This window comes from Mycobacterium sp. D16R24 (assembly GCF_002013385.1).
GTDB lineage: Bacteria > Actinomycetota > Actinomycetes > Mycobacteriales > Mycobacteriaceae > Mycobacterium.
The window spans coordinates 1-25,432 of sequence record NZ_MAEV01000038.1 but is presented as its reverse complement, the minus strand read 5'-3'; the positions used below and the strand labels follow the sequence as shown (position 1 = coordinate 25,432).

Here is a 25,432-nt window from a genome sequence, read left to right as displayed (position 1 = left end):
GTAGTCGACGGCGCCGAACGCCAAGCGCAGGTAGACCCTCGGTCAGCCGATCGCAGACTTCCGCGCAGCGATACGTAGACGGATCCTTTGGCGTTCGGCTTCCGACATGCCACCCCACATCCCGTGAGGTTCTTCGATTTCCAGAGCGTAGGTTAGGCAGAGCGTCGTCACGGGGCAGCTTCGGCATATCTGCCTGGCGTGCTGTTCCCGGAGCTTTCGTTCAATGGGGCGTTCGTCGTCCTCGGAATAGAACAGATCATGGTTGGCGTTTCGGCACGCGCCCAGTAGCTGCCACGCGAACCCTGCCCTAAGAGCCGTCGTCTCGGCTACCCGAACGTCTTCCACGCAAATCCTTCCTGCACATGTCCGCTACCTTGAGCATTGTTGGCGGAAACCTCACATGCATTGGTTGCCTTGATGTGAATTGGGCATTGCGGCAATGAAATCAACCGTCAGTCGGTGTCCATTCGCCTCGTAGGAGGCTAAAAGTGCACGCGCATTGCGTAAAGTGCGGCAGAGTGTGCGTCAGGCGAGGTCGGTGACCAGCCTGGTTCGGCTCTGCACTGTGATGTGTTAGCTGGGCTATCCCGGACTTTGGAGATGAAAGGCATCAGGTCGTGACCTCGACGACGCGCCGCGTACTGGAACCACTTCGCTTCTGCCTGTTCGTATTGCTCACACTGATCTGTGCGTTGTGCGTCTCTCCCGCTGCCTCGGCCGACACCGTGCATATCAGCCCGGAGAACGAACGCCGGCTCCAAGGGCTGCTCGCAGAGCGCAACCGCCTTGCCGCCGAGAATCCTGCGGGGCTGAGTGCCGCGGTGTCGGCCCTTTTTCTGCATGTGCCGTACGGCGCTGACACCCTGATTGGATCAGCCTCCGTCCCTGAGCAGTTGGTCGTAGAACTCACCCGCGTGGACTGTTTCACATATGCGGACTATGTCGAAGCGCTGAAGCGGTCCGGTAGCAGGGCCGATTTCATCGCCCAATTGACCCAGATCCGTTATCGCGGGGGCGATATCAGCTTCACGCAGCGCCGTCACTTCTTCACCGATTGGGCTGCCGATGCGCCCGTTAACGCCACCGATGTGACGGCAAGCCTCGGGGCGTCTGCGGAGCAGGTCGCCAAGACGCTCAACCTGAAGGATTCCGGCGGCAGTTATCTACCGGGGCTTCCGCCACGGCCGCGCACGGTCGCCTACTTGCCGAGTGCCCGGGTGTCAGATGGTGTCATCGCCAATCTTCACGACGGTGACTACCTCGGCGCCTACGCGACGGCCGGTGGGCTCGACGTCACGCATGTAGGAATCTTCCTGCACACACCGGGTGGGCCGGTACTGCGCAACGCCTCGTCCTTGCGGGCGAACAACCAGGTCGTCGATACGCCACTGGGCGAGTATCTGGGCACGGTCCCGGGAATTGTCGTGCTACGGCCGACTCGCTGAAGCCCACACCGGTGCTTGCCTCTGTCTGAGGAGCGGGGCTGGACGAATCGGCCGATCGGTCACGTGAGGCCGGTGACGAACCGGATTCTGCCTTGCACCGTGATGTGGTAGCTGATTCGGTGGATCACCGCGTCGCTGTCGCGGACGGCCAAATCTACGAGCAGGCCGTCGAACAGACTTTGGAGCGTCTGCCCGGGTTGCAGTCCTATGCCGGTCCGTGTCCGGAAACGCCAACGGTCGACGGCGAATCCCGCGTCAATCGCCTGATGCCGATCGAAGATCGAACTCAGGGTGGCAAAGGGAATAGCGCTGTCCACCTGGAACCACGGGAAGGCCCCGGCCGGAATGGGGATGTTGTGCCGCGTCGTGATTGCCTTGAACGCATCGCTCATGTTCGGGGAGATCAATGCTTGGTTCCGCGACCAGTCGACGCTGCTCTGTCCGGGCATGTTGACGATGGCCACGCCGTTTGTCTGGAAGACGAAGCGCTGATCGGCGATCGAGGCCGGCTGTTGCTCGTTGACCGCCAGCGCCGCCGGAGTAAAGAAGTGCGACTGACTTTCGAAGTTCGGAATGAGGACCATGGTGCACGCGCCTTCCGTCGCTGGATGAATGTCCTTCCAGCGCAGGGCCGTTGCTGCAGATCGGTTCTCTTGTGTGGCCGAAACGTTGGTGATGCGACGGTATGAGTTCGCCAAGGCTCTGGGCGCGAGTAGTGCACTACCCGATTGCGGCTTGTGGTGTCAGCGTGCGGCCCACGTTTTCGCACGATCCAGCTCGTCCAGGCCGAACAATGCGATCTCACCGGGAACCATCCACGCGAGCGCGTGCAAGGTGTGCGCTACCCATTCCTTGTCGGTCACCACCGCGATTTTCTTGAAGGCCGAATGATGCTGGAAGAGCATCCCGAAGCCCAGCTTCAGGTCTTCGGCTAGCCCGCCGGGGCCAAAGCCTTCATAGTCGCTCGCGATGACCTCAACGATCCGTAGTTCATCGGATGTCAGTGGTTGTTCGATAGTCGGTGCGAACTCGCGTAGCTCGTCACCGGCCACCCTGCCCGAGACGCGGAATCCGACTACGCCCTCGGGCATATCGGTCAATGTTTCAATCATCGTTCCATCGTGTCAATCTTCGCGAGTTAGGCAAGAGCTGAAGGTTAGTAATCCCAGGTGGCCGGTATGCAGCGGAAGGCGTCGCCCGCGGTTGCCACGTGGCAGACGGACGGGAAGGGCAGGTGGGTGGCCACCATTGGCTCGCCGGTCGATGCCAGCTCCCGCAGGAGACGCACTCGCACCCGGGCGGCCTCCTCGGGATCGTGCTCAAAACCATTGTGCCACTCGGGGTTATCGAAACCAGGTGCAAACACCGCATCGCCGGCGAACGTCAGCTTCTGTCCGCGTGACTCGAGGCGGACCACGCTGTGCCCAGGGGTGTGACCGCCAGTGCGGGAGATGAGGACTCCCGGCGCCACCTCGTATTCCGTCTCAAACGTCTGCAGCTGGCCGTGATACTGGTCCAAGAACTGCGTGGCGACCCTGCGCAGCACGTCCGGAATCGGTTCCGGCATGGTGACGTGGGAGAAATCGGGTGCTACCCAGAACTCGGCTTCCGCGGTTGCCGCGTGGACCCGCAGATTCGGACGCAGCCGTTCCTTCAGCCCTTCCGTGAGTAGCCCGCCGACGTGGTCCATGTGCATATGGGTGAGCACCACGTCAGTCACGGATGCCAGATCGACGCCCGCGGCCTCCAATCGCGCGACCGTCTGCCCCGCTCTCGGGAAGTCTGGGAACTCCAGCCCCAGCCCGGCGTCGACGAGAATGGTCTGATCGCCGCTCCGCACCACGACAACATTGAGTGGCCAGTCCACCACCTCGGGCGGCAGGAACATGCCATCGAGCCAGCCTGCCAGCTCGGCCGGGTCGGCGTTGGTGGCCAATGTCGAGGCGGTAATCGGCAGCACCCCATCGCTGATCACCAGTACCTCGATATCGCCGACGTCTACCGCGTAACGCGAGGGAACCAACTCGTCCACCCCGAGGCTGCCGAGCTGTGTCGTGTTGTCCAAGGTCATGATTTCTCCTGCTGGCTGTGTGGGCTGGGTTTCCGATCAAGATCAGCCTGGCGGCCCGGACAACGATGCGAACCCTTGGAAGTCCGTAGTCCGTAGTCAGCGATCGGCCTCAGTGCCAGCCGCTTCCGTCAGGGCACGGGCGTGCGCCTGAATCGAGCCTTGAGTGACATCGCGTGTTTTTCCACGACGAACCAGCTCAGTGCCGCCAGTGGCAGAGTGACCGCAGTGGCAACCGCGAAGAACAGAAATGGTGGCAGGACGGCGAGTCCCGCGACGGCCAACAGCTGCTGGACGGGAAATGCGTAGATATAGACGCCGTAGGACAGGTCATTACGTAGGTTGAGCCTTCTGTCGTGGATGAGGGCGCCGGAGGTGATGACCACATATGCGAGCGGTAGCGCGCCAATGACACGATAGTTGGAGGTCAACCCGGAAAGTGCAAGAATGCCAAGGGATATCGCGACAAGAGACCATCGTGCGGGGAGGATATCTCGACACTGATACAGCAGTGCCCCCGCCGCGAACATCAGCGCAAACCGCGCCACCATCTGCGGAATGGTCTCCATCGCGAAGACCGGGTACGACAGATATGCTGCGGCGCAGAGGAATAACACAAACGCGGCGGGAATGACCCAGCGCCGCTTGAGCATCCCCAGCGCTCCCAAGACGGCTACCGCTATGTAGCAGACGAATTCGAAGATGAGTGTCCAGATAGATCCGTTCCAAATGCCCGGCCACGGGATGTCGCGTGGTGTTCCATCGATACCGCCGTAGAACACATTCAGTACGGCGTTATTGAGGAAGTACTCAAGCGGTTTAAGGGAACCCAGCAATCTCGCCGCCGAGCCGCCCTGGATTGCGACGCTGATGGGCGCGATGACGAACGCGGTGATCGCCAGGCATACCCACAATCCGGGGAAGATGCGCAACGCGCGGGCGACGAAGTAGTCGCGTGGATTGGGATGTCGCATCCAGCTCGCGGTGATGAGGAACCCAGACAGTGCAAAAAAGCCGTCGACTCCTACCTGCGCGAGCAGACCTTCGTACGCGGGGAAGGGCAGTCGGTGTCCGGTGAGTGGCCAGGAATGCCACAAGATGACGGTCGTCGCCAACGCGAGTCGCCACGCGTTGAGCGCGTTGTGTCGAGGATCGAATACTTGTCCGAGAGTCATGAGACCCCTGCGTAGACCCAGAAGGGTGGCGTTATCGAACTATGTGGTGGATGCTTGCGCCCGTTGTGCTGGCGCGGACCAACCTGGTGCAGCCATATCGGCCCCTCGTGATCGTGATGAGCGCACCATACGCCCAATCAAGATCACGGATGTCGATTTCGCGGCCAGATAATGGGAAAACGCCCATTTTCGATCCGAACAGCCCATATGGGCGAGAATTTGTTCGATGAAACAGGTACAGGTCCCCGACGCACTGTTGGCGGCGGCGTCGAAAGCGCGCACCGTCACGGTGCTCACCGGCGCGGGCATGTCCGCGGAGAGCGGGTTACCCACGTTCCGCGATGCCCAGACGGGACTGTGGTCGAAGTACGACCCGATGACACTGGCCACGCCGGAAGCCTGGCACGAGGACGCCGGGCTGGTATGGGCGTGGTACCAGAATCGGCGCATCCAGCTGATGGCGGTGCAGCCCAACGACGGCCACCGCGCGTTGGCGCAGTGGGGATCTCATCGCGACGTCCGGATTGTCACCCAGAACGTCGATGACCTTCACGAGCGTGCCGGCAGCACCAAGGTCACCCACGTTCACGGCAGCCTGCTCAAATCGCATTGCGACACCTGCCTGACCGGTTTCGACGTGAGCGTCGCTGCTCCCGAATCCGAGCGGGTCGCGCCGCCCGAGTGCGACTGCGGCGGAAAGATCCGGCCGAGCATCGTGTGGTTCGGTGAGATGCTGCCGGAGGTCGAGTTCGGTCATGCCGTCGCGCATGCGCAGAACTGCGAATTGATGCTGCTCATCGGGACCTCCGGCATCGTGTATCCGGCGGCGGGGCTGCCGCAGCTGGCCCTGAGTCGCGGGGCGACGGTTGTCGAGATCAACCCGCAGGAGACCGACCTGTCCGACCGTGCGGATCTCGTCTGGCGGGCCACGGCTGCCACCGCGCTGCCGGCTCTGGTGAAGGCGCTGTCGCTGTAGCGGACGGCGGCCGAGACCGGCTATACCGTCGTTTCCCTGCCGCCGGGCGCCGCACCAGCGCACGGGCAATCTCTTTTCTAATCCCATTGGTCGCACCGGTGATGACGATTCGCGAACCGGCGATGGGGCGATCTGGATACGTGCTCATGACCCTCCTCATTGAGTAAACGTATGGCATTCAAATACAGATAGCATGCAAATGCGGTGAGCGTCCCAACTGGGAGCTGACCTGTCAAGAGCGCTGATGGACGAGCGGGGGCGCTACTCGCGCGGGCCCGGGACTGTGTCAGCAGCTCGCAGTGAGGGACCGAATGGTCAGACAACAGACCGCCGGGCAATGTATGTCATTCTCGCGCCCGCCAAGGGGCGGCGAGGGAGGCCACACGTGAATAGTGTTGCCGTGCGTTAGATTCCGAAGGTCAGGGTGATCTTGGCGCCCGGCTCAAGGTGAGCTCCGGCCGCGGGATCTTGCGTTATGATGCGGGATTTCTGGTTGGCGTCGTCGACGGGAACCTCTTTGGTCGCGACGCTCACTCTGCCCAACTTACGCAAAATCGGGTTCGCGTCGGTCCACTGCAACCCGACCAGCTGGGGCATGACGCCCGGTTGAATCGCCGGGGCGGTGGTACTCGATGGTCCTTCCTGAGTGGCGGGTGCTGAGCATCCTGCGAGCAGCCCCCCGGCGAGGCAGATCGCGGCCACTATTCTCATCTAGTCCCTTCCCAATATTTCTGGCGCAGTAGTCCTTTGGCCAGCTTACCGGCGGGGGTGCGCGGAAGGGTATCGGTGAAGTCAAAGCTCCGGGGCACCTTGTATCGGGCGATGCGTTCGCGCAGGAACTCGGTAAGCTCGGCGGCGAGTGCGTCCTGATCTGCTGACGAGTCGGCCGGCTGCACGACGGCCTTGACCGATTCACCCATCTCGGCGTCGGGCACCCCGATGACGGCGACATCCAATACCTCAGGGTGTAGTGCCAGGGAATTCTCGATCTCCTGGGGGTATATGTTGACGCCCCCGGAGATGATCATGAACGCCTTGCGGTCGGTGAGATACAGGAATCCGTCCTCGTCGACGTACCCGATATCGCCCGTCGTCGTCCAGGTGCTGTGCGTGGGATGGCAAGCACTACGGGTCTTTTCGTCGTCATTGTGATACGCGAACGGCAGCTCCTCGCGTTCGAAGTACACCAGCCCTGCCTCGCCAGTCGGGAGCTCGGCCCCCTCTTCGTCGCATATGTGCAGCACTCCGAGTGCGGGGCTGCCGACCGAACCCGGGCGTTTGAGCCAGTTCTCGCAGTCGATAAAAGTGACGCCGTTGCCTTCGGTCGACGAGTAGTACTCGTAGAGGATCGGTCCCCACCAGTCGATCATCGAATGCTTCACCTCGACCGGGCATGGCGCAGCGGCGTGGATCGCGACCTTCAGGGTGGAGACATCGTGCTGTTCGCGGATTTCCTTGGGCAACTTGAGCATCCGCACGAACATCGTGGGCACCCATTGGCTGTGGGTGATGCGATACCGTTCGATCGCGGCCAGGGCCGCCTCGGGATCGAAACGCTCCATCACCACCACGGTGCCGCCCATCGATTGCACGAAACCGGAGAAGCGCAGCGGGGCAGCGTGATACGCGGGCGCGGGGGACAAGTACACCGTGTCGGAGTCGAAGCCGTAGAGGTGCGCGAAGAGCATGGACAGGGGGTTGGGCTCGTCCACCTGCCGGTCCACCAGCGGCACCTTGATTCCCTTGGGGCGCCCGGTGGTTCCCGAGGAATACAGCATGTCCGATCCCGCAGGCTGGGAGGGCAGTGGTTCGTGTGCGGCGCCGGCGAGGGCGTCTTCGTATGAGTCGTAGCCGGCCACATCGCCGCCGAAAGCGAGGCGCAGCGTGACGGCCGGGATATCCCCGAGAATCGCCACTGCCTGGTCACGCACGCCTGCGGCGGCGACGAGTGCGGTGGATCCGGAGTCGTTGATGATGTAGCTGATTTCCGCGGGAGCCAGATGATGATTCACCGCGGTGATGTAGAGGCCCGATCGCAGGGCGGCCCAGTACACGACGAACACCTCGGGGACGTTGTCGCTGAGCAGTGCGACATGATCGCTCCTGCGCAGCCCGCTGTCATACCAATGCCGGGCCAGCCGTTGGGACTGCTCGTCCAATTCTCTGTACGTGAGCGTGGTCCCCGAGCCTGCCATCACGACGGCGGGTTTGTCGGGGAACTGGGCGGCGTGGGTACCTGGATACACGGACGAGGACCTTCCGACGGCGTTGTCTGCGGGCGTCGTCGACTGTACTTGACAGGGTGTCAAGTTTGATGCCGCACCCCGCCTCGACTCAATACGAGCGGATGTCTTGTGAGCCTCATGGGGTCCCACGAAGATCCTGGTCCGTGACCCACGAACAGCCCGGCGCCACGGCACTTGCCGACGGCCAGCCCACGACCTCACTTATGGCGCGCATCAGCGTCGGCTGGTGGGCAACCACCATCGCCGGTGTGATCGCCCTACTCGCGGTGGCCAATGTACTGCCCAAGATTCCGTGGTGACCCGATGACGTCAAAGACCGAGACACAGACCGCCGACGAGGCATACGAAAACTGCGAGCCGAGCTTCACCTCCAATCGTCCTCTCGATTACATACCCGTGAGGGCCATCGGCCGGATCTCTCGGACCTCCCGGCCAACAAACGGTGGCGGTCCGCCCGGATTGGTGCGGAGATCGGTGTGGCGGGACCCTGCGGACGAATCCTGGTGCAGGGGGAGCCGGGGTGGCAGATCGTGCCGGAAGTCGCCCTGCTGCCAGGTGAGCCCGTCATCGACAAACCTGGCAAGGGTGCGTTCTATGCGACCGACCTCGATGTGGTGTTGTGCACCCGCGGCATTCGGTACATCGTGCTGACGGGTATCACGACAGATGTCTGGGTACACACCACCATGCGCGAGGCGAACGACCGGGGTTTCGAATGTCTCATCCTGTCCGACTGCACCGGCGTGACCGATCCCGGAAACCACGCGGCCGCGCTGAAGATGGTAACCATGCAGGGTGGGGTGTTCGGTGCGGTTGCGGACTCGAAGCAGCTGCTCGCGGCGCAATAGGCGCCCGCAGATCAGGGGGTCTTTACACCCAACTTCACGGGATAGGCGACGATGGAGGGGTGAACTGTCAGGAAGTGCGCGAGCAGCTGTCGGCGTGGGTCGACGGTGAGCAGGCGAGCGTCGCGCGCAAGCGTCTGGATGAGCATGTGCTCTCCTGCGCTTCCTGTCGGGAATGGCTGGGGCGGGCCCGGGGGCTGGACCGTCAGTTCGCCTACGCGCGTTCGGCTCCGACCCACGACCTGGCCGGACAGATCCTGGCTGCCGCGGCCGTCGAACCCCTGACCCGTACGGCCCGCTACGCGCACTGGGCCCGTCACAACATCAACCGGTGTGCACTGGTGCTCATCGGGCTGCTCCAGCTGGGGGTGGCCGGCATGCAGGTCGCCGGAATCGACTTCGGAATGGTGTCCTCGCATCACCACGGCGCGATGACCGGCGCGCACCTCATGAATGAATCCACCGCGTGGGTGGTGGCCCTTGGAGTCGCGATGGTGATCGCCGGTGTCCGTCCCGCCGCGGCGGCCGGCATGGCAACGGTGCTGGGCGCATTCGCGCTCGTGCTCACCGGATACGTCATTAACGACGCCGTCAATGATCAGGTCACCTTGGCGCGCATCGTCAGTCACTCGCCGGTGCTACTCGGATTAATCTTCGCGCTACTGGTCCTGCGTGACTACCGCGCGGGACGTACTCCGCCCAATCAGCACCGTGCCGTGTTCCTCGATGAAGTGGCTCCGGGGGAGCGGCATCTGCGCTCCGCGGATAACTCAGCCGCCTGATACCCCGGCCCGGCGGCCAGCCACGAGCCCCCATATGAGGTCGATGGCGAGGAACACCCCCAGCGAGATTCCCAGCAGCGGTGTGAACCAACCAATCCCGATGACCACCACGGCCAGTGCTATCAGCTCCAGCGGCTTGAGGGCCAGCAGACCACCGCGTCGCGGCGGCGCCGGCCAGCGCCCACCCTTGGTCGGGCGCCTGCGCCACCACATCAGGTAGCCACGCGTGATGACGGTGATGAGCCCAATCACGATGAGCGCCACCAGTATCTGGTTCGGGATTCCGAACAGGATGCCCATATGGCCGTCGATCGCCCATTCGGTTGACTTCTGCAGCAGTGACCAGTCGGAGAAATTGCTGCGCCCGGTGATCTCCCCGTTGGACGGATTCACCGTGACGGCGTCAAGGTACGTCGGGATGCTGCGCTTGCGCTCCGACACCAGCCAGGCCGTGTTGGTCTCCGGAGGTGGGGTCATCCACAGCGGGCCGCGCAGCCCGGCTTCGTGCACCGTCTGCAGCACCGTGTTGACGCCGGCGAGCGGGTCCCCTGTCGAGGTGGGGGCGGCGCCGTGGTGTTCGTGGCCGGTCATCGGCTTGGCCGCTGCCGGGTCGAGTTCTGTGGACAGCGCCGGCCGGATCGCCTGGGTGATGTTGCCGATGTTGGTGCCGGCATACCGTGACCAGGTGAGCCCGGTCACCGAAAGCGCCAGCAGCCCAACGACTATCCAGACACCGACGGCGCCATGCCAGGTCAATCTGCGGCGGCGTGGGCTGGCATCGCGATCGGGGACGGCGATCCTACTCGGCCGCCCGGTGCGGCGGCGATAGCCGATCCACAGGAACAGTCCGCCGAGCGCGACCACCCACAACCAGCTGGCGGCCAGCTCGCTGTAGTTGCGCCCGAAGTCGTCTAGATGCAAGTTCCGGTGAAGCTCGTCGAACCAGGCGCGCACCGGCAGCCACTCGCCGTACGTGGTCAACGTTCCGCGGATCTCCCCGTTGTAGGGGTCGACGAACACCGTGCGCGAGTAATCGGCGGGAACGTCGTCGGTCGCGAAGATGATCCGCGTCGTGTCGTCGGGGAGCGCTGGCGGGCGGATGGACGTCACCGTGCCTGCCGGCTGTGCCGCCGTCGCCGCCGCCACCTGTTGCGACATCGGCAACTGCTGGGATCCGACGGAATCGATCTTGAGCTCGTGCCGGTAGACGGCGGCATCGACCTGCCCGACCAGGGCATAGGCGAGCCCGGTCAGCGCTGCGACCAGGAGGAATGGCCCGACGAGGAGCCCCGCATAGAAGTGCAGACGCAGTACGATCGGTGCGAGTCGCCCCCACACGGTGTCGGGCTGGGACTCACGAGCCTCGGGCCGATCCTCGGTATATGTCACGGGATATTGGTCGGATGAACCGGCTAAAGAGTTCCCGCTGTTCACCTCCGAAGGTCTACGACATAGAGTAGGAGTTGTGGCCACCGGCACCGACGACGAGCAGCTGCTTGAGATTGCGCTGTCCGCCGGTCGTGGCGACAAATCCGCCCTCGAATCTCTGGTGAAGGCGACCCAATCCGATGTATGGCGATTCGTCGCCTACCTGGCCGATACCGGTGTCGCTGACGACCTCACCCAGGAGACCTACCTGAGGGCCCTCGGTGCGCTCCCGCGCTTCGCCGGACGTTCGACGGTCCGCACCTGGCTGCTGTCGATCGCCCGCCGCGTGGTGGCCGACCACATCCGCCACCTGAAGTCCCGGCCGCGTATCGCGCACGGGGCCGATCTGGAAGAAGCCTCGCTGCGGCGTCCGACACACCGGTTCGAGGAGTTGGTAGAGCTCAAGGCACTTCTGGCCGCGCTCGACGATGATCGGCGCGAGGCACTGGTGCTGACCCAGGTTGTCGGCTTGTCCTACGCGGAGACGGCGGACGTGTGCGGCTGCGCGATCGGCACTATCCGGTCCCGTGTGGCCCGCGCCCGCGACGAGCTCATCGGCTGGACCGAGCCCGAGAATCTGACCGGCTAGCGCGACAAGCGCTCGGCGATCTCCTGGAGGTTGGCCTCCATGCCTACGCGCCAGTCCTGCAGGCGGCGTGACACGATGCGTGCTTCCTTGTCGGGCATGGCCTCGATGGCCGGTGTCAGTCCCGACGGGCCGGGACCGAGCCGGCCCCATTGCCGGACGATCACTCCGTCGCTCGCCGGCTCTACCTCGAAACCCCAACTCGCCGCATAGGTGCCGCCCTCGGAGAGCACATTCCACACCCAGCGAGACTCGGGCTCGACCTCGGTGATCACCGATACCGTGTCCCACTGGCTGCCGTCTCCGCCGTTGGTGCCCTTGAATCGCGCGCCGACCGCAACCTTGTCGGCGCCGTCCAGCCACTGGACGTTGATCAGCTCGCCCGTGCAGTAGGTGGGGAAGGCAATATCGGTGACGAGGGCCCAGGCTTCCGTCACAGTCCCCGACATCCGTTGGGACACTTCGATAGTGGGGCAGTCGCGGTATCGCATAGGCTGATCCTACTGAGGTGATGGAGGGCCGGATGCGTATTGGTGTGACGATCGAGCCGAGGTTGCCTGGCGCCGCCGACTTCGCGCGCCGCGCGGAGCGGCTGGGTGTCGCCTCGCTCTGGGTGCCCGAGGTGTGGGGGTATGACGCCCTCACGGGTCTTGCCTACCTGGCCGCCCACACCGAGACCATTGGGCTGGGAACCTTCGTGGTTCAGCTGGGGTCGCGATCGCCGGCAATGCTGGCGACGTCGGCGCTGAGCATTCAACAGCTCTCCGGCGGACGCTTCATCCTGGGTGTAGGAGCCTCCGGACCGCAGGTGATGGAGGGGTGGCATGGCGTGCGCTTCAGTAAGCCGGTGCGGACCACGCGGGAGACTATCGACATCGTTCGGATGGTGGCACGTGGGGAGCGGCTCCAGTACGAGGGCGAGGTATACACGCTGCCGCTGCCGGGGAGCGCAGGAAAACCCTTGCGGCCCATGGTGGCGCCGCAAAATGTGCCCATCTACGTCGCTGCCATGGGTCCGGCGAATCTGGCACTCACCGGTGAGCTTGCCGACGGCTGGCTGGGCAACTCCTTCATCCCTGAGCTGGCCGAAGTGTTCCTCGGCCCCATCCGTGACGCGGCCTTAGCCGCCGGACGGGAGCTGGAGGACATTGACCTGGTGGCACCCGTTGCTCTCGAATTCGCTGACACCGCAACCGATGCCGCTGCCACAACCAGGCGTCATGCCGCTGGATACGCGTTCACCATTGGTGCCATGGGGGCCTCTGGGCGAAATTTTTACAACGAGGCGTTCACCCGACTTGGCTACGGCGATGGTGTCGGCACGGTGGAATCCTTGTGGCGCGCAGGAGATCGTGACGCCGCCCGCGAGGCCGTGCCCGACGATCTAGGGCGCCTCACCAACCTCGTCGGAACCGACGAGATGATCAGTGAGCGGCTGGAACGCTATCGCGCCGCCGGGATCTCGACGCTGCTGGTCAAGCTCGACACCCCATTCGATGAGCAGCTACGCGCGCTCGATCGCCTCTTCGCTCTGCTCTAGAGCGCGCGTACCGCGCTGGTGATCGGGGTGGCGCCCTCGGTGAGGAACAGGATGTCGTGCACCGTGTTCGGCGCGGTGAGTAGCTCGGCAGTCACTGCCGCGACATCGGCACGGGGAACAGATCCCCGTTCAATCCTGCTGGCCGACAAGGCAACCGAACCGGTCGGATTCTGGTCGGTGAGCAGGCCGGAACGCAGGATGGTCCAATCCAGGCCGCCGCGAGCGCGCAGGTCCTCTTCGGCGGCCGTTTTGGCGATCAGGTAGGCGATCCACGACTCGTCCCCCTCCGTTGGTACGGGCTCGCCGGCGCCGAAAGCACTGATCTGAATGAACCGGCGTACCTGCGCCTGTTCCGCGGCGTCGGCAAGCAGGACGGCGGCGGCACGGTCCACGGTGTCCTTGCGCGCCGGACCGCTGCCCGGTCCTGCTCCCGCCGCGAAGACAGCGGCATCGGCCCCCTCCAGGGCGCCGGCGACCGTTCTCACGTCGGACGATTCCAGGTCGAGAACCAGTGGCTGCCCGCCCCATGCCTGAACATCGTCCGCATGGTCGGGATTGCGAATCAGGGCGACGGCGTCGTCGCCACGCGCCGCGAGCAGACGGATCAGGTGTGCGGCGATCTGCCCGTGGCCACCGGCGATGACGACTTTCTGCGGCATGGTGTGTTCCTCTCGTAAGCCCACGACCGATAACTGTGACGGTAGTGCGGACATTCCCGCTCGGGGGAGTTCTCACAACAGGTGCTTGTTAGCTGTCAACAATCTCTTGTTGGCCGGAACCCAGATATCTCGTTACGCTCGGTCTTTGCTGGCTGACATCTAGAGGAGTGGACATGGTCGAGATCCCCGGGGCAATCGATCCGGTCCAACCGTATCGTCCGCAGGAATGGCCGCTGGCGGGGAAGGTGGCCGTGATCACCGGGGCATCGGCGAACATGGGTGCGGCACTTGCCCGGACGCTGGCCCATGATGGCGCCCGGATCGTGGTGCACTACCGCAGCGACAGCAAGGCGGAGAAGGCGGCCGAGGTGGTTCGGCAGATTGAGGAGGCCGGCGGGGAGGCGGTCAGCTTTCAGGCCGACCTGGCGGTTCCCGAGAACTGCACCAAGCTCGCCGACGCCACCTTTGCGGCATTCGGGCGCTGGGACATCCTGATCAACACCGCGGGCATGATCGTGCGGAAACCTTTGGCGGATATCACCGAAGACGAATATGACGGCGTGTTCAACGCCAACGCCAAGACGGTGTTCTTCATGATGCGTGAGGCTGCGCGCCGGATGGCCGACGATGGCCGGATCCTGAGCTTCGTCACCACCATGGTGGGGGCGCTGGCACCCACCTATAGTGCCTATGCCGGATCCAAGGCCCCTGTCGAGCATTTCACCAAGGCGCTCGCCAAAGAGCTTGGCGGCCGCGGAATAACGGTCAACTGCATCGCGCCTGGGCCGCTGCAAACGAGCTTCTTCTATCCGGCGGAGTCCGATGACAACATCGCCTGGTTGGAGTCGATGAGCATCAACGGCAAGATCGGTCGCGGCGACGACATTCTGCCCGTGGCAAGGCTGCTGGTTCTTCCGGAATCGGGGTGGACGACCGCCCAGACCATCTTCGTCAACGGCGGCATCATCTCCACCATCAACTAGTCGTCGGCCTTACCTACACTGGTGGCGTGCGGAGAAGTGTCGAGGACCCAGCTTGATCCCGGTCACCATCGTCTCCGGTTTCCTGGGTGCCGGTAAGACGACGCTGCTGAATAACTTGTTGCGCAACATCTTGGGTGTGCGAATCGGTGTAGTAGTCAACGACTTCGGGGCCATCAATATCGACGCCATGCTGGTCGCCGGTCAGGTTGACTCGACCATGACGATGTCCAACGGATGCCTGTGCTGCACCGCTGACGACGATGAACTCGGTGGCATGCTGACCGCTCTCGCCGGCCGCGATATCGACGCCATTGTCATCGAGGCGAGCGGGCTGGCTGAGCCGTTGCCGCTGGTGCGCATGGTGCTGGCGGCGGCAGCCGAGGACAACCGGATCGGTTACGGGGGACTGGTCACAGTCGTCGACACCGCGCAGTACGAGGACGTCGCGGCCCGGCATCCGGAGATCGCCGAGCATCTGTCCCTGGCGGATCTGGTGGTTCTCAACAAGATTGATCTGGCCGACGCCGCGGATCGGACCCACCTGCGCGCTGTCGTCAAGGAACGCAACCCGCGCGCGTCGATCGTGGAGACCACCGGCGCCGACGTCGACCCCCGGCTGCTGTTCGACAAGAAGGAGCGCCCGGCGCCGATAGGTCAGCTCTCGCTCGAGGACCTCATCCGTGAGGATCACAGCCACCATCAGCATGCGCATCACCACTACGAGACGGTCGAGTTCGCGACCGAGCACGCTCTGCATCCCCGGCGCCTCATCGAATTCCTGGACAGTCAGCCTGCCGGTGTGTACCGGATCAAGGGCGTGGCGCGGTTCGGTGACAAGACACTCGCGGTGCATACCGTGGGCGATCACATCACCATCGACAAGGCGCCCAAGCGGACAGGGCTGCCGAAGGGGGCTAATTTCGTGCTCATCGGCACGCACCTGGACGGCGACAGCATCACCGAGCGCCTGCACGCTCTCGTCGACGATCCGCCGGATCCCGACCATGAGCGATCGATGCTGGTCCTGGGAAAGTATTTGCGCTAACCAGACGCCGCATCTAGTGTTGGTTCTCGTGCTGTACTTCTCCGGTCAACTCGTAGTAGCAACCCGCAGCGGGGTCTGATCCAGACCGACCCCTCGCTGTGGGTCGAAGCTACTACCTGTCGGTCACTTTCCACATCAGATGAAAGACCGGCACATGCATTCCTCAACAACAATTCTCCCGCAGATCGATCCGTTCATGGACCGCTTCGGCGTCCCACTGCCGCGCGGTTTGCGCGAAGAGGCCGGTGACATGTCCTGGGCCTCGTTCTGTCAGACGTACGAGCGCAGCGGGGGTTCCCTGAGGCTGGGCCAGTGGTCCGAGGCCGACGGGATCTACCAGGCCACGCTCGCGATCGGTGAGTGCATCGAATCGTCGACGGCCGCCGCGTGCGGACCCATGGCAGCGCTGACCGCCATGCTGTCCGAGCGGGGGATACAAATGGAAACACTCAGCTTCCATCAGCTGCGCGACGGCGATCAGACGTGCACCTTTGTGCGCGGCACCAACGGCACCGGCACCGCCTGGGCGATGGGCCGCGCGCACGATGCCACGACCTCATCGCTCAAGGCGGTCACCGCCTGCGCCAACCGTCTGGGCTGCTAGCCCCCGTGTGCTCAGTGCAAGGGGCGCAGGACAATGGGCATGCCGTCGATCGGCAGCGGCATGCCGGCGTAGTCCCACTTCGCCTCGTAGCTGGGATGAGTCAGCTCAAACCGGTACTGCCGCAACAGTCGGTGCATGACCGCTTTGATCTCCAGCTGGCCGAACACCATGCCGATGCACTTGTGCGCACCCCCGCCGAATGGCGAGAACGCATACCGGTGGCGTTTGTGCTCGTTTCGCGGTTCTGCGAAACGGTCGGGATCGAACTTGTCCGGTTCCGTCCACAATTCGGGTAGCCGGTGGTTCATACCGGGCCAGATGTTGATCATCGTTCCGGCCGGGATATGGAACCCGAGCAGATCGGTATCGCGCACCGCGGAGCGGATATTGAAGGGCAGCGGCGTGACGAGGCGCAGCGCCTCATTCATCACCAGATCGAGACTTTCCAGCTTCTCGAGCGCGTCGATGTCCAGCGGGCCGTCACCGAGACGGTCCGACTCCTCCCGAACCCGTTCTTGCCATTCGGGATTCGCGGCCAGGTAGTAGGCCATCGTCGTGGTGGTCGACGTGGTGGTGTCGTGCGCGGCCATCATCAGGAAAATCATGTGATTGACGATGTCGGTATCGGTGAATGCGTCGCCCTCGTCGGTCTCGGCGTGGCACAACGCCGTCAACATGTCGGCACCCGATTCCTTGCGGCGGGCAATACCGACCCGTTCGGCAAAGTACTCCTCGAGCAGCTTGCGCCCCTGTAGTCCCTGCCACCATTTGAAAGGCGGCACGCCGAAGCGGAAGATGGCGCCACCGGCGCGGGTGGTCGCGACGAACGCCTTGTTGACCTTGTCGAGCCGCTCGTGTTGGGCATGTGGCTCATTGCCCATGAACACCACCGAGGCCACGTCCAGGGTCAGCTCCTTGATGGCCGGGTAGAACAGGAACCGGCTGTCGTTGGTGGGCCACTGGGCGACGATCTCGGTTGCCACCGAATCGATCTGCTCCACATAGCCGGCCAGGCGGCTGCGCAGGAACGCCTGCTGCATGATCAGACGGTGCTCGCGGTGCTCCTGGAAGTCCAGCAGCATCAGTCCCCGGCTGAAGAAGGGGCCGATGACGGGGACCCAGCCCTGCTGCGAGAAGTCCTTGTTCGCATTGCTGAACACAGCCTGGGTGGCGTCGGGGCCCAGCGCGGCGACGATCTTGCCGATGGGGGTCTGTGACCAGCTCACCGGGCCGCGCTCCTGATACATGTTGAGCACCCAGTCGATTCCGCCGCGGAACATCTCGATCATGTGCCCGAGCAGCGGCAGGCCCTGGTCACCCATCACGGGCTTCAAACCGCTTCCGGGTGGCGGCGGCGCCAGTTCGGTCAGTGGCCAGTCGCGATTGTTGAGGTAGTTCTCGATGTATCCCATACCAGGAAGGGTGTTCATGGTGGGAAGACGTCGTTTGGCCTGGTCGATGAGGTAATCGGTGCTGCTGATCGTCGCCATTGGGCGTGGCTCCTTCGCTCGCGACTAGCACTTCGGTGTGCTCTAGATCATCTTCGCCGCAGAACTTGACGGGTGTCAAGTTCTGTTCGTGCGGTGTTTCAGTGCAAACTGTGCAGGTGGTCAGTCCAGCGCGCAGTGGCACGCAGACCCGTGGTGATCGTCAGCGCGACGCGATCATGACGGCTGTTGCCGAGCTGATCGCGGAAAACCACAGTTTTGCCGAGCTGTCCGTCAGTGCGATCAGTGAGCGAGCCGGCGTCGGCCGATCAGGGTTCTACTTCTACTTCGACAGCAAGTACTCGGTGCTTGCGCAGATGGTTGGCGACGCCTTCGCGGAGCTCGACGAACTCACGCACTACTTCGCGCCGCGTGGCGAGGAGGAGACTCCCGAACAGTTCGCCAACCGCATGGTGGGCAGTGCAGCGGCCTCCTTCGCGCATAACGACCCGTTGATGAAAGCGTGTCAGGAAGCGCGGATCACCGATCCGACAATCGCCGGTCTGCTCGACGACCTCACGGACGTTGTGATCGAGAAGATCCTCAAGATCGCCGAGATCGAAGTGAATGAACGCGGCGCCCAGCCGATCTCAGACGATCTGCCGGCTTTGGTGCGGTCACTGGTGGCGTTGACCGCGTCGACCGTGTCGGGCGATAGCTCATTCGTCGGGCGTGACACCGATCCCGCTCGGGCGCTTGGGGTTATCGAGATCCTATGGCGTGTCAGCCTTTTGGGTCGATAGCTGCGTCGCCTCGGATCGGCGCTGCCGCACCGCCCGGCGAACGCCGTAACCGATTCCGCCGAGGACTGCGAACGCGCCGAGCCAGGGGAGTAGCAGTCCGAACAGCAGCAGCACGTTGTTGCCAGCCGCGACGAGCCCATCCCAGCCACGCTCGATCTGTCCGAAGAACCCTTGGTACTTGGGCGGTGTCGGTGGCAGGCCCACTTCTTCGGCGAGGAACGTGACGGTGACCGAGCTGTAGGCGACTTGTTCTCCGAGCTGATTGCGTTGTGCTCGCAGGCTATCGAGGTCGGCTTGACGCTTGGACAACTCTGTTTCAGCCTGGATCAAGGCCTCGGTGTCCTTGGAATCGCGCATGATCCCCAGGAGCCTGTCGACGGAGGTCTGGAGCGCCGCGATTCTGGCATCCAGGTCGACCCGCTGCGCAGTCACGTCATCGCTCTTGGTGTCGGCGGACTTGACCTTGCCCAGCTCCTTGAGTTCACGAAGAACGCCGTCGAGCTTGGCGGCGGGGACACGCAGCACGATCGAGGTGTGTGCGCGGGCCGATCCCGATCCGGCGTCCTCCGAACGGCTCTCCACCCGGCCGTTGGCCGATTCGGCGAGGCCGGCCGCTTTGTCGGCGGCCTCGGAGGGACTGGAGACGGTGATGGTCATCGTCCCGGTCTTGACGATGTCGCGTTTGGCCTCGATCGGCGGCCCGTGCTGCGGGGCCTGTTGCATGGCGTCGCGCATGGGGGCCGCGGGGGCGTGGGTATAGGTGGGGGCTCCGGTGGCCTGGGTGTAGGTGGCGGCGGGGGCGTCCTCTGCGCCTCGCGAAAGGCGGGCGGAGGTTCCGCCCGCGCATGCCGTGGCGGCTATCAGCACTACTGCAATTGTAGTTGCCCAAGGTAACCAACCGCGGCGAGATTGCATGCTATCAATCGTCATATTCCAAAGGTACCGTTTGCTATTGGACCGCGCAGAAATTTAAGAATGACGGCCGGTACGGTTCAGTAATGGCATACGACTTCACCGGTAAGCGATGCTTCGTCACCGGGGCCGCCAGCGGGATCGGACGGGCCACCGCGCTGCGTCTGGGGCGCGAGGGCGCCGAGCTGTTTTTGACCGATCGCGCCGCGGACGGACTTGAGTCCGTGGTCGAGGAGATCACGGCCGCCGGAGGGAAGGTCAGTGCCTACCGGGCGCTCGATATCTCCGACTATGACGCGGTGGCCGCCTTCGCGGCCGACATCTTGGAGACACATCCGAGCATGGATGTCCTGCTCAATATCGCGGGGATATCCGTATGGGGATCCGTGGACAGGCTTTCTCATCAGCAGTGGCGCTCGGTGGTCGATATCAACCTGATGGGGCCCATCCACGTCATCGAGAGTCTTGTGCCCGCGATGATCAAGGCGCGTAACGGTGGTCAGATCGTGAACGTGTCGTCGGCGGCGGGGTTGGTGGCCCTGCCATGGCATGCCGCCTACAGCGCCAGCAAGTATGGGCTGCGTGGCGTCTCAGAGGTGCTGCGCTTCGATCTGGCTCGTTACAAGATCGGCGTCACCGTGGTGGTGCCGGGCGCCGTCAACACTCCGCTGGTGCGCACCGTCGACATCGCCGGCGTCGACCGCGACAACCCCGACGTCAGTAAGTGGGTGAACCGGTTCGTGGGGCATGCCACCTCGCCCGAGAAGGTGGCCGACCGGATCCTGCACGGGATCCGGCACAACCGTTACCTCGTCTACACGGGGGTCGACATCCGTGCGCTCTATCTGTTCAAGCGCACGCTGTGGTGGCCTTATAGCGTCGCGATGCGGCTCGTCAATCACGCCTTCACCAATGCACTGCGTCCCGGATTTCAGAAGTCCGGGATGAATCCTCCGTCGACGGATTCTTAGCGCCACCAGCCGTCGAACGGGGTGACCGGCACGGCCCGCTTGTGCCGGGTCTGCAGGTACCACCGTTCGATGCGGTCGGCGGCCTCGACGGTGACCGCCTTGCCCTCCAGGTAGTCGTCGATCTGTGCGTACGTGACGCCGAGTGTGACCTCGTCGGGGAGCGCGGGCCGGTGATCTTCCAGGTCGGCGGTGGGCACCTTGTTTGAGATGCTCTCCGGAGCGCCGAGGTGGGAAAGGATTTGTGCACCTTGGCGTTTGGTGAGTCCGGTGAGCGGGGTGACGTCGACGCCGCCATCGCCGAACTTGGTGAAGAATCCCGTGACGGCCTCGGCGGCATGGTCGGTGCCGACTACAAGGTGCCGGTGCTGACCGGCGACGGCGTACTGGGCGACCATGCGTTCGCGGGCCTTGATGTTGCCGCGCACGAAGTCGGATGGCGTCTCGCCCAGGGCGTCGGCGATCGCGCTGGAAACAGCGTCAGAGGCGTCCTTGACATTGATGACAATGGAGCGGTCGGGGTCGATAAACCTAAGGGCAACTTGGGCATCGTGCTCGTCGGCCTGCACCCCGTAGGGCAGGCGCACGGCGATGAACTCTGCCTGAACCCCTTCCAGGCGTGACTCCTGCGCCGCCAACTGGCACAGCCGCCCGGCTAGGGCGCTGTCCTGCCCGCCGGAGATGCCGAGCACGAATCCCGCTGTCCCGCTGTCCCTTAGGTAGTCCTTGAGGAATCCCACCCGTCGCGACACCTCGGCGGCCGGATCGATCGTGGGGGAGACGTCGAGGGCGGACCGGATCTCTTCGCGAAGGGTGCTCATTGCCCGACTGTAGAACGCTCGGTCAGCGTGCGCACACCTTGCACACTAGGTCCTCCCACGCGTCGCCGAGCCCAGTCAGCGTCTGGCCGTTGGCGTTGGTGGCGAAGTGCACGTAGCCGGGATCGATGATTGACATCAGGGCGTGGGTCTGGGCGTCGAGGTCTCCGGTGCATTCGAGCTGGGCCAGCAGCATCCGAATGTGTGCGCGGACAAGCATGGTGGGCGGTGAGGTGTACCACGCGTCGGTATCGGTGGTGATGGCGCGTGCGAGGTCGAGGTGCCGTTCGAGGAAGGCGAGTCGGGCCCGTCCGAACGCGATGAGCCGGGTCAGCGGAGGTGCGTCGGGACCCAGGGGCGCCGGCCCGAACATGAATGCCTGCTGCTCGATGTGCTCTTCGTGGTCCAGCAGTGCCAGCAGCAGTCCGGTGCGGCTGCCGAATCGGCGGAAGAGGGTTCCCTTGCCTACGCCTGCCGCGTTGGCGACGGCATCCATGGACATGTTGTCCGGACCGACTTCGTCGAGAATCTGTCGTGCGGCTTCCAAGAGGCGAACGCGGTTGCGGGTGGCGACGGCACGTTCCCGGGTGGGATTCTGCGCAAGGTCGACAGAAAGCAGGGGTATTTCTTGACCAGGCATAACACCTCGATACTAGCGCCGGGGAAATATGCGGACCGCAGTCCGTATTATAGAACGTGACAGAGACACAGGATGTAGGTGCGACAAACGTGCCGTTCTGATGAAAGGTGTTCCCCATGGCCGAGAAAATGGCAGAGAAGAACGTGCTGGCAATTGTCGGAAGCCTGCGTAAGGCATCGCTCAATCGGCAGCTGGCGGAGGCCGCCGCAGAGAACGCGCCGGCCGGTGTGCGTGTGAGCATTTATGAGGGGCTGGGGGATCTTCCCCACTACAACGAGGACATCGACGGTGACAGTGGCGCCCCTGCCGCCGCCGAGGCCCTGCGTGTGGCTGTCGCTGGCGCCGATGCGGTGCTGTTGGTCAGCCCCGAGAACAACGGCACTATCTCGAGCTCGCTGAAGAATGCGATCGACTGGTTGTCGCGCCCCTTCGGTTCTAGCGTCTTTAAGGGCAAGCCGACCGTCGTGATTGGGACCTCGGCGGGCCGCTACGGCGGTATCTGGGCGATCGACGAGACCCGCAAGGCGGCCGGGATTGCGACGGCGAACGTGCTTGAGGACGTCAAGCTCGCGGTGGCCTCCTCGGCCTTCGATGGTAAGCACCCGCGTGAGCACGCCGAGACGGTTGCCGAGCTGACCAAGGCATTGGATGCGTTGACAGCCGATTCTGACAGCTGATTTCTCACGCTCGAGTGACGGTCATGCCCGGTATCCGTGCCGGGCATGACCGTTCACGTTACTGGCTTGTTGATCCGGCCCACGTTTCTTTCATGGCGGAGACCGAGGCGACGCTGATGGCGCAAATCACCAGCAGCATCAGGCCGACGGCCCAGCTGCCCAGAGTGCTTTGCAGCGGGCCGGCGATCAATGGCGGGATGGCGCCTCCGAACACGCCGGCCACGTTGAACGCCACGCCGGTGCCGCTGTAGCGGGTACCCACGGGATAGGACTCCGGAAGGAAGCTCGCCATTGGTCCGAAGGCGAGCCCGAACAGCACATAGGTGAGCACCATCGCTGTCAGGTAGGTCCAGAATGGACCACTGGCCAACAGGGGAGTGACCAGGAGCGTCCACGGGAGTATGAGCGCCATGCTGGTCAAGATCACCCGGCGCCGGCCCAGCCGGTCGCTGAGGATTCCGCCCGCAGCAGCCGACACCATGAGGACCACGGCCCCGAGCACGCCGGCGGTGAGTATGGCCGCACGGGAGAAGTGCAACTCCGATCTCGCGAATCCGGGGAAGTAGGTGTTGGTCATGAAGGACAGCGTGAAGATGATCAGCATCGTCCCGCAGGTCAGTACCAGGGTGCGAGGGCTCTCCGTCATCACATGCCGCAGAGGCGATTTCACCAGCTTGTCCTGAGCTTTCGCCTGGGTGAACTCTGGTGTCTCGGCGATGTGGAGCCGGATGTACAGACCGACCGCAACTAGGAGCCCGCTGGCGATGAAGGGAACTCGCCATCCCCACGACAGGAATGCCGGGCTGTCTTCCCCGACCGTGACGCTGACGATGAGGAAGACCAGGCTGCTGAGCAGTAGCCCGGTTGAGCTCCCGATGGGTACGGCGGTCGCGGCACGACCGCGCACGCCGCTTGGCGAGTACTCGGAGGAGAGCAGTGCCGCCCCGCTCCATTCGCCGCCGACCGCAATGCCTTGCACGAGTCGCAGCAAGACAATGGCTGTCGGTGCGGCCGCCCCGATCGAGGCGGCACCGGGCACCAAGCCGACCGCCATGGTGGCGAGTCCCATCGTGATGAGGGTGACCACCAGGGTGCCCTTGCGGCTGAAGCGATCTCCGTAGTGGCCGAACAGGGCGGCGCCAACCGGCCGTGCCAGAAATGCGGTGCTGAAGGTGGCGATGGACGCGAAGAGCGCCAGAGAGTGGCTGAGATTCGGGAAGAAGACGGCCGGGAAGACGAGCGCGGCCGCTGTGCCATAGATATAGAAGTCGTAGAACTCGATGGCCGAGCCGACGGCGCTGGCCATAAACACTCTGCGGGGGCTGACATCTGCGCCCGTCATGTGCTGCAGCGGCTCCGCGGGTGATGACGTCATCGCGGGGCGATCCGGCTCAGTTCCATGCGTGGCAGCTTAGGGTGCACTGCCGTTGTGCCCTGAACCTACGAGCTTCACGAGCGCGAGACTGTCGGTCATGCCCGGTAGCTTGCTGGGCGTGACCGTTCTCGTCACTGGCGCCACCGGAAACATCGGCCGGAAGGTCGTGGATCATCTCGTTGCCTTGGATGTCGGCGATATTCGAGCCTTGACCACCTCGCCGGTGAAGGCGGCACTGCCGGACGGGGTGACGCCTGTCCTCGGATATCTGGGCAAGCCCGAGAGCATTGCGGGGGTGTTCGACGACGTCGAACGGATGTATTTGGCGCCGCTGCGGTCCACGGCCGTGGACGTGCTGGAGTTGGCGCGCGCCGCCGGGGTGGGGCATGTGGTGGCGCGGTCGCGGCTTGGCCGGCGAACGTGGCGTGCAGCCCGTCCACTTCGGAATTCATGGCGGCGATAGCGGCTTCGGCGCGGGCCTCAACTTCGGCCATGCGCTCGGTGAGCCGTTTCAGTTCGTCGGTATCCACACCGTATTGACCCGACATGGCCCGACCCCTTCACGCGCTCGCTGCGTTGACGTTGGCGGTGTTGGCCGCTTCCCGGTTCTCGAATGCTTCCTTGTTGCCGACCAGCAACGACGACATCTGAGACAAGCCCTGGTTGACCAGCTTCGCGCCTTCGCAGAACTTGCCCCACTGCTGCGCGAACGCCGACGCCGACCCGCCATGCCACCCAGAACCCACAAACTCCGACACTTCGGAATCCAAAGAGCCCAGCTCGGCAGACAAACTGGCAGCCGTGGACGCGATCAATCGCGAGACCCGCGCTAACTCTTCGGGCGATACCCCAACACCCCATCGGACATGGGCTGATGCTAGCCACGCCAACCGAAACCGGCAACGCGCCATCGGCGCTTAGCGCCTGGCTGCCCCGAGGGCAGCTCGCCGAATGGCATTCTCGCAACCCCGACTGCGTAAGTGTCCGCTGGTCATGCCCGATTGGATCTTGGTACCTCACACACCAAAGAAGACGCCGTGAACATTGTTTGCCGCTGGCTATCACGCAATCTTGACTTGTAGCTTATGCTGGGCTGATTGTTGGGTCGCAATGCATTCTATGGTTGCGGATGTCGGGAAGGTGAACCGTCGGTGAGTTCCGTGAACCGTGATGTGACCGAGGCGAGAAGCGTACTGACATGCCGGGATCTGACTCACACTAGCGAACCGCAGAAGGAACCCGTCGCCGAGCCGATGTCTGCCGGTGACGGCGTTCGCCGGGTCGCTGCTGTGGTTGCCGGAGCGGTGTTGGTGGTGGCGGCGGTCGCAGGCCTGCATGGCTTGTATCGGGCCGGTGGCGATGCCGCCGCGTGGGGTGTGTGGGTGGTGGCGCTGCTGGCCGGAATGACGGCACTGGGCGGCGGGATCAAA

Annotated in this window: 30 protein-coding genes and 2 pseudogenes; 15 read left to right on the top strand and 17 right to left on the bottom strand. The window is 63.8% G+C overall.

Annotated elements, in window-relative coordinates:
• Nucleotides 1-42 precede the first annotated feature (42 nt).
• Entirely contained in the window at nucleotides 43-345 is a 303-nt protein-coding gene (locus B4383_RS24485; RefSeq protein WP_078294304.1) for a WhiB family transcriptional regulator, read from the bottom strand.
• A 272-nt stretch (nucleotides 346-617) separates the two neighbouring features.
• Here B4383_RS24485 and B4383_RS24480 point away from each other — a divergent pair, with 272 nt between their 5' ends.
• On the top strand, nucleotides 618-1,445 hold the full coding sequence (locus tag B4383_RS24480) for an N-acetylmuramoyl-L-alanine amidase-like domain-containing protein (protein WP_078294307.1): 828 nt from the start codon (nucleotides 618-620) through the stop codon (nucleotides 1,443-1,445).
• A gap of 59 nt (nucleotides 1,446-1,504) precedes the next feature.
• On the opposite strand, the gene B4383_RS24475 is transcribed toward B4383_RS24480, so the two are convergent.
• From B4383_RS24475 to B4383_RS24460, 4 genes are all read right to left on the bottom strand, one after another.
• Complete coding sequence (locus B4383_RS24475) at nucleotides 1,505-2,029, bottom strand: hypothetical protein (RefSeq protein ID WP_078294309.1); 525 nt, start codon at nucleotides 2,027-2,029, stop codon at nucleotides 1,505-1,507.
• 159 nt (nucleotides 2,030-2,188) lie between these two features.
• A complete protein-coding gene (locus B4383_RS24470; protein WP_078294311.1) occupies nucleotides 2,189-2,557 on the bottom strand; it encodes an STAS/SEC14 domain-containing protein in 369 nt (122 codons plus the stop codon).
• Nucleotides 2,558-2,601: 44 nt separating this feature from the next.
• Nucleotides 2,602-3,516: an MBL fold metallo-hydrolase gene (locus B4383_RS24465; protein WP_078294312.1), complete on the bottom strand. Its 915-nt coding sequence runs from the start codon at nucleotides 3,514-3,516 to the stop codon at nucleotides 2,602-2,604.
• 128 nt (nucleotides 3,517-3,644) lie between these two features.
• Complete coding sequence (locus tag B4383_RS24460) at nucleotides 3,645-4,688, bottom strand: acyltransferase (protein ID WP_078294314.1); 1,044 nt, start codon at nucleotides 4,686-4,688, stop codon at nucleotides 3,645-3,647.
• A gap of 226 nt (nucleotides 4,689-4,914) precedes the next feature.
• Here B4383_RS24460 and B4383_RS24455 point away from each other — a divergent pair, with 226 nt between their 5' ends.
• Entirely contained in the window at nucleotides 4,915-5,664 is a 750-nt protein-coding gene (locus tag B4383_RS24455) for an NAD-dependent deacylase (RefSeq protein WP_078294317.1), read from the top strand.
• A 40-nt stretch (nucleotides 5,665-5,704) separates the two neighbouring features.
• Here the strand turns inward: B4383_RS24455 and B4383_RS26515 are convergent.
• From B4383_RS26515 to B4383_RS24440, 3 genes and pseudogenes are all read right to left on the bottom strand, one after another.
• Nucleotides 5,705-5,812 (bottom strand): annotated as a pseudogene (locus tag B4383_RS26515) (short-chain dehydrogenase); the annotation flags it as partial.
• A gap of 257 nt (nucleotides 5,813-6,069) precedes the next feature.
• Nucleotides 6,070-6,261, bottom strand: a complete 192-nt coding sequence (locus B4383_RS24445) for a PASTA domain-containing protein (RefSeq protein WP_078294321.1) — start codon at nucleotides 6,259-6,261, stop codon at nucleotides 6,070-6,072.
• Nucleotides 6,262-6,371: 110 nt separating this feature from the next.
• A complete protein-coding gene (locus tag B4383_RS24440; protein WP_078294324.1) occupies nucleotides 6,372-7,910 on the bottom strand; it encodes an acyl-CoA synthetase in 1,539 nt (512 codons plus the stop codon).
• 143 nt (nucleotides 7,911-8,053) lie between these two features.
• Here B4383_RS24440 and B4383_RS26510 point away from each other — a divergent pair, with 143 nt between their 5' ends.
• The 3 genes and pseudogenes from B4383_RS26510 to B4383_RS24430 all read left to right on the top strand — a co-directional run bounded on the left by B4383_RS26510 (nucleotide 8,054) and on the right by B4383_RS24430 (nucleotide 9,537).
• On the top strand, nucleotides 8,054-8,209 hold the full coding sequence (locus B4383_RS26510; protein ID WP_139361036.1) for a hypothetical protein: 156 nt from the start codon (nucleotides 8,054-8,056) through the stop codon (nucleotides 8,207-8,209).
• Between the two features lie 87 nt (nucleotides 8,210-8,296).
• Nucleotides 8,297-8,758 (top strand): annotated as a pseudogene (locus B4383_RS24435) (isochorismatase family cysteine hydrolase); the annotation flags it as partial.
• A gap of 59 nt (nucleotides 8,759-8,817) precedes the next feature.
• Nucleotides 8,818-9,537 carry a DUF2275 domain-containing protein gene (locus B4383_RS24430; protein WP_078294326.1) on the top strand — a complete coding sequence of 240 codons (720 nt, stop codon included), beginning with the start codon at nucleotides 8,818-8,820 and terminating at the stop codon, nucleotides 9,535-9,537.
• Here the strand turns inward: B4383_RS24430 and B4383_RS24425 are convergent.
• Nucleotides 9,526-10,926 carry a PepSY-associated TM helix domain-containing protein gene (locus B4383_RS24425; RefSeq protein WP_078294329.1) on the bottom strand — a complete coding sequence of 467 codons (1,401 nt, stop codon included), beginning with the start codon at nucleotides 10,924-10,926 and terminating at the stop codon, nucleotides 9,526-9,528. The two genes, B4383_RS24430 and B4383_RS24425, sit on opposite strands and share 12 nt — an antisense overlap.
• A 76-nt stretch (nucleotides 10,927-11,002) precedes the next feature.
• Between B4383_RS24425 and sigC the strand changes: the two genes are divergently transcribed.
• Nucleotides 11,003-11,554: an RNA polymerase sigma factor SigC gene (gene sigC / locus B4383_RS24420; RefSeq protein WP_078294331.1), complete on the top strand. Its 552-nt coding sequence runs from the start codon at nucleotides 11,003-11,005 to the stop codon at nucleotides 11,552-11,554.
• On the opposite strand, the gene B4383_RS24415 is transcribed toward sigC, so the two are convergent.
• Nucleotides 11,551-12,042: an SRPBCC family protein gene (locus B4383_RS24415; protein ID WP_078294335.1), complete on the bottom strand. Its 492-nt coding sequence runs from the start codon at nucleotides 12,040-12,042 to the stop codon at nucleotides 11,551-11,553. The two genes, sigC and B4383_RS24415, sit on opposite strands and share 4 nt — an antisense overlap.
• A 32-nt stretch (nucleotides 12,043-12,074) precedes the next feature.
• Here B4383_RS24415 and B4383_RS24410 point away from each other — a divergent pair, with 32 nt between their 5' ends.
• The gene (locus B4383_RS24410) at nucleotides 12,075-13,091 is read left to right on the top strand and encodes an LLM class flavin-dependent oxidoreductase (RefSeq protein WP_078294363.1); all 1,017 of its coding nucleotides are present in this window, start codon (nucleotides 12,075-12,077) and stop codon (nucleotides 13,089-13,091) included.
• On the opposite strand, the gene B4383_RS24405 is transcribed toward B4383_RS24410, so the two are convergent.
• A complete protein-coding gene (locus B4383_RS24405) occupies nucleotides 13,088-13,750 on the bottom strand; it encodes an NAD(P)H-binding protein (RefSeq protein WP_078294337.1) in 663 nt (220 codons plus the stop codon). The two genes, B4383_RS24410 and B4383_RS24405, sit on opposite strands and share 4 nt — an antisense overlap.
• A 173-nt stretch (nucleotides 13,751-13,923) precedes the next feature.
• On the opposite strand from B4383_RS24405, the gene B4383_RS24400 reads away from it, so the two are divergent.
• The 3 genes from B4383_RS24400 to B4383_RS24390 all read left to right on the top strand — a co-directional run bounded on the left by B4383_RS24400 (nucleotide 13,924) and on the right by B4383_RS24390 (nucleotide 16,382).
• Nucleotides 13,924-14,733: an SDR family oxidoreductase gene (locus B4383_RS24400; RefSeq protein ID WP_078294366.1), complete on the top strand. Its 810-nt coding sequence runs from the start codon at nucleotides 13,924-13,926 to the stop codon at nucleotides 14,731-14,733.
• Nucleotides 14,734-14,785: 52 nt separating this feature from the next.
• Nucleotides 14,786-15,778 (top strand): CobW family GTP-binding protein, encoded by a 993-nt coding sequence (locus tag B4383_RS24395; RefSeq protein ID WP_078294340.1) that lies wholly within the window; start codon nucleotides 14,786-14,788, stop codon nucleotides 15,776-15,778.
• A gap of 154 nt (nucleotides 15,779-15,932) precedes the next feature.
• Nucleotides 15,933-16,382, top strand: a complete 450-nt coding sequence (locus B4383_RS24390; protein WP_078294369.1) for a hypothetical protein — start codon at nucleotides 15,933-15,935, stop codon at nucleotides 16,380-16,382.
• An 11-nt stretch (nucleotides 16,383-16,393) separates the two neighbouring features.
• Here B4383_RS24390 and B4383_RS24385 read toward each other — a convergent pair whose 3' ends face one another.
• Nucleotides 16,394-17,872, bottom strand: coding sequence for a cytochrome P450 (locus tag B4383_RS24385; RefSeq protein ID WP_078294343.1), 1,479 nt, complete (start codon nucleotides 17,870-17,872; stop codon nucleotides 16,394-16,396).
• Between the two features lie 116 nt (nucleotides 17,873-17,988).
• Between B4383_RS24385 and B4383_RS24380 the strand changes: the two genes are divergently transcribed.
• A complete protein-coding gene (locus B4383_RS24380; RefSeq protein ID WP_078294371.1) occupies nucleotides 17,989-18,612 on the top strand; it encodes a TetR/AcrR family transcriptional regulator in 624 nt (207 codons plus the stop codon).
• Here the strand turns inward: B4383_RS24380 and B4383_RS24375 are convergent.
• Nucleotides 18,583-19,479 carry a DUF4349 domain-containing protein gene (locus B4383_RS24375; RefSeq protein WP_286144143.1) on the bottom strand — a complete coding sequence of 299 codons (897 nt, stop codon included), beginning with the start codon at nucleotides 19,477-19,479 and terminating at the stop codon, nucleotides 18,583-18,585. The two genes, B4383_RS24380 and B4383_RS24375, sit on opposite strands and share 30 nt — an antisense overlap.
• A 131-nt stretch (nucleotides 19,480-19,610) precedes the next feature.
• Between B4383_RS24375 and B4383_RS24370 the strand changes: the two genes are divergently transcribed.
• Complete coding sequence (locus tag B4383_RS24370) at nucleotides 19,611-20,495, top strand: SDR family oxidoreductase (RefSeq protein WP_078294346.1); 885 nt, start codon at nucleotides 19,611-19,613, stop codon at nucleotides 20,493-20,495.
• Here the strand turns inward: B4383_RS24370 and nadE are convergent.
• Nucleotides 20,492-21,313, bottom strand: a complete 822-nt coding sequence (nadE, locus tag B4383_RS24365; protein ID WP_078294348.1) for an ammonia-dependent NAD(+) synthetase — start codon at nucleotides 21,311-21,313, stop codon at nucleotides 20,492-20,494. The genes B4383_RS24370 and nadE overlap by 4 nt on opposite strands.
• Before the next feature lie 22 nt (nucleotides 21,314-21,335).
• Entirely contained in the window at nucleotides 21,336-21,950 is a 615-nt protein-coding gene (locus B4383_RS24360) for a TetR/AcrR family transcriptional regulator (RefSeq protein WP_078294351.1), read from the bottom strand.
• A gap of 116 nt (nucleotides 21,951-22,066) precedes the next feature.
• On the opposite strand from B4383_RS24360, the gene B4383_RS24355 reads away from it, so the two are divergent.
• Entirely contained in the window at nucleotides 22,067-22,627 is a 561-nt protein-coding gene (locus B4383_RS24355) for an NAD(P)H-dependent oxidoreductase (protein WP_078294354.1), read from the top strand.
• Nucleotides 22,628-22,685: 58 nt separating this feature from the next.
• Here B4383_RS24355 and B4383_RS24350 read toward each other — a convergent pair whose 3' ends face one another.
• Nucleotides 22,686-24,002 (bottom strand): MFS transporter, encoded by a 1,317-nt coding sequence (locus B4383_RS24350; RefSeq protein WP_078294357.1) that lies wholly within the window; start codon nucleotides 24,000-24,002, stop codon nucleotides 22,686-22,688.
• Nucleotides 24,003-24,099: 97 nt separating this feature from the next.
• Between B4383_RS24350 and B4383_RS24345 the strand changes: the two genes are divergently transcribed.
• Complete coding sequence (locus tag B4383_RS24345) at nucleotides 24,100-24,465, top strand: NAD(P)H-binding protein (RefSeq protein ID WP_286150745.1); 366 nt, start codon at nucleotides 24,100-24,102, stop codon at nucleotides 24,463-24,465.
• A gap of 97 nt (nucleotides 24,466-24,562) precedes the next feature.
• Here the strand turns inward: B4383_RS24345 and B4383_RS24335 are convergent, their stop codons facing one another.
• The gene (locus tag B4383_RS24335; protein ID WP_078294360.1) at nucleotides 24,563-24,913 is read right to left on the bottom strand and encodes a WXG100 family type VII secretion target; all 351 of its coding nucleotides are present in this window, start codon (nucleotides 24,911-24,913) and stop codon (nucleotides 24,563-24,565) included.
• Nucleotides 24,914-25,153: 240 nt separating this feature from the next.
• Here B4383_RS24335 and B4383_RS24330 point away from each other — a divergent pair.
• Nucleotides 25,154-25,432 (top strand): hypothetical protein (locus tag B4383_RS24330; RefSeq protein WP_139361035.1); only part of this gene is annotated, 279 nt, incomplete at its 3' end.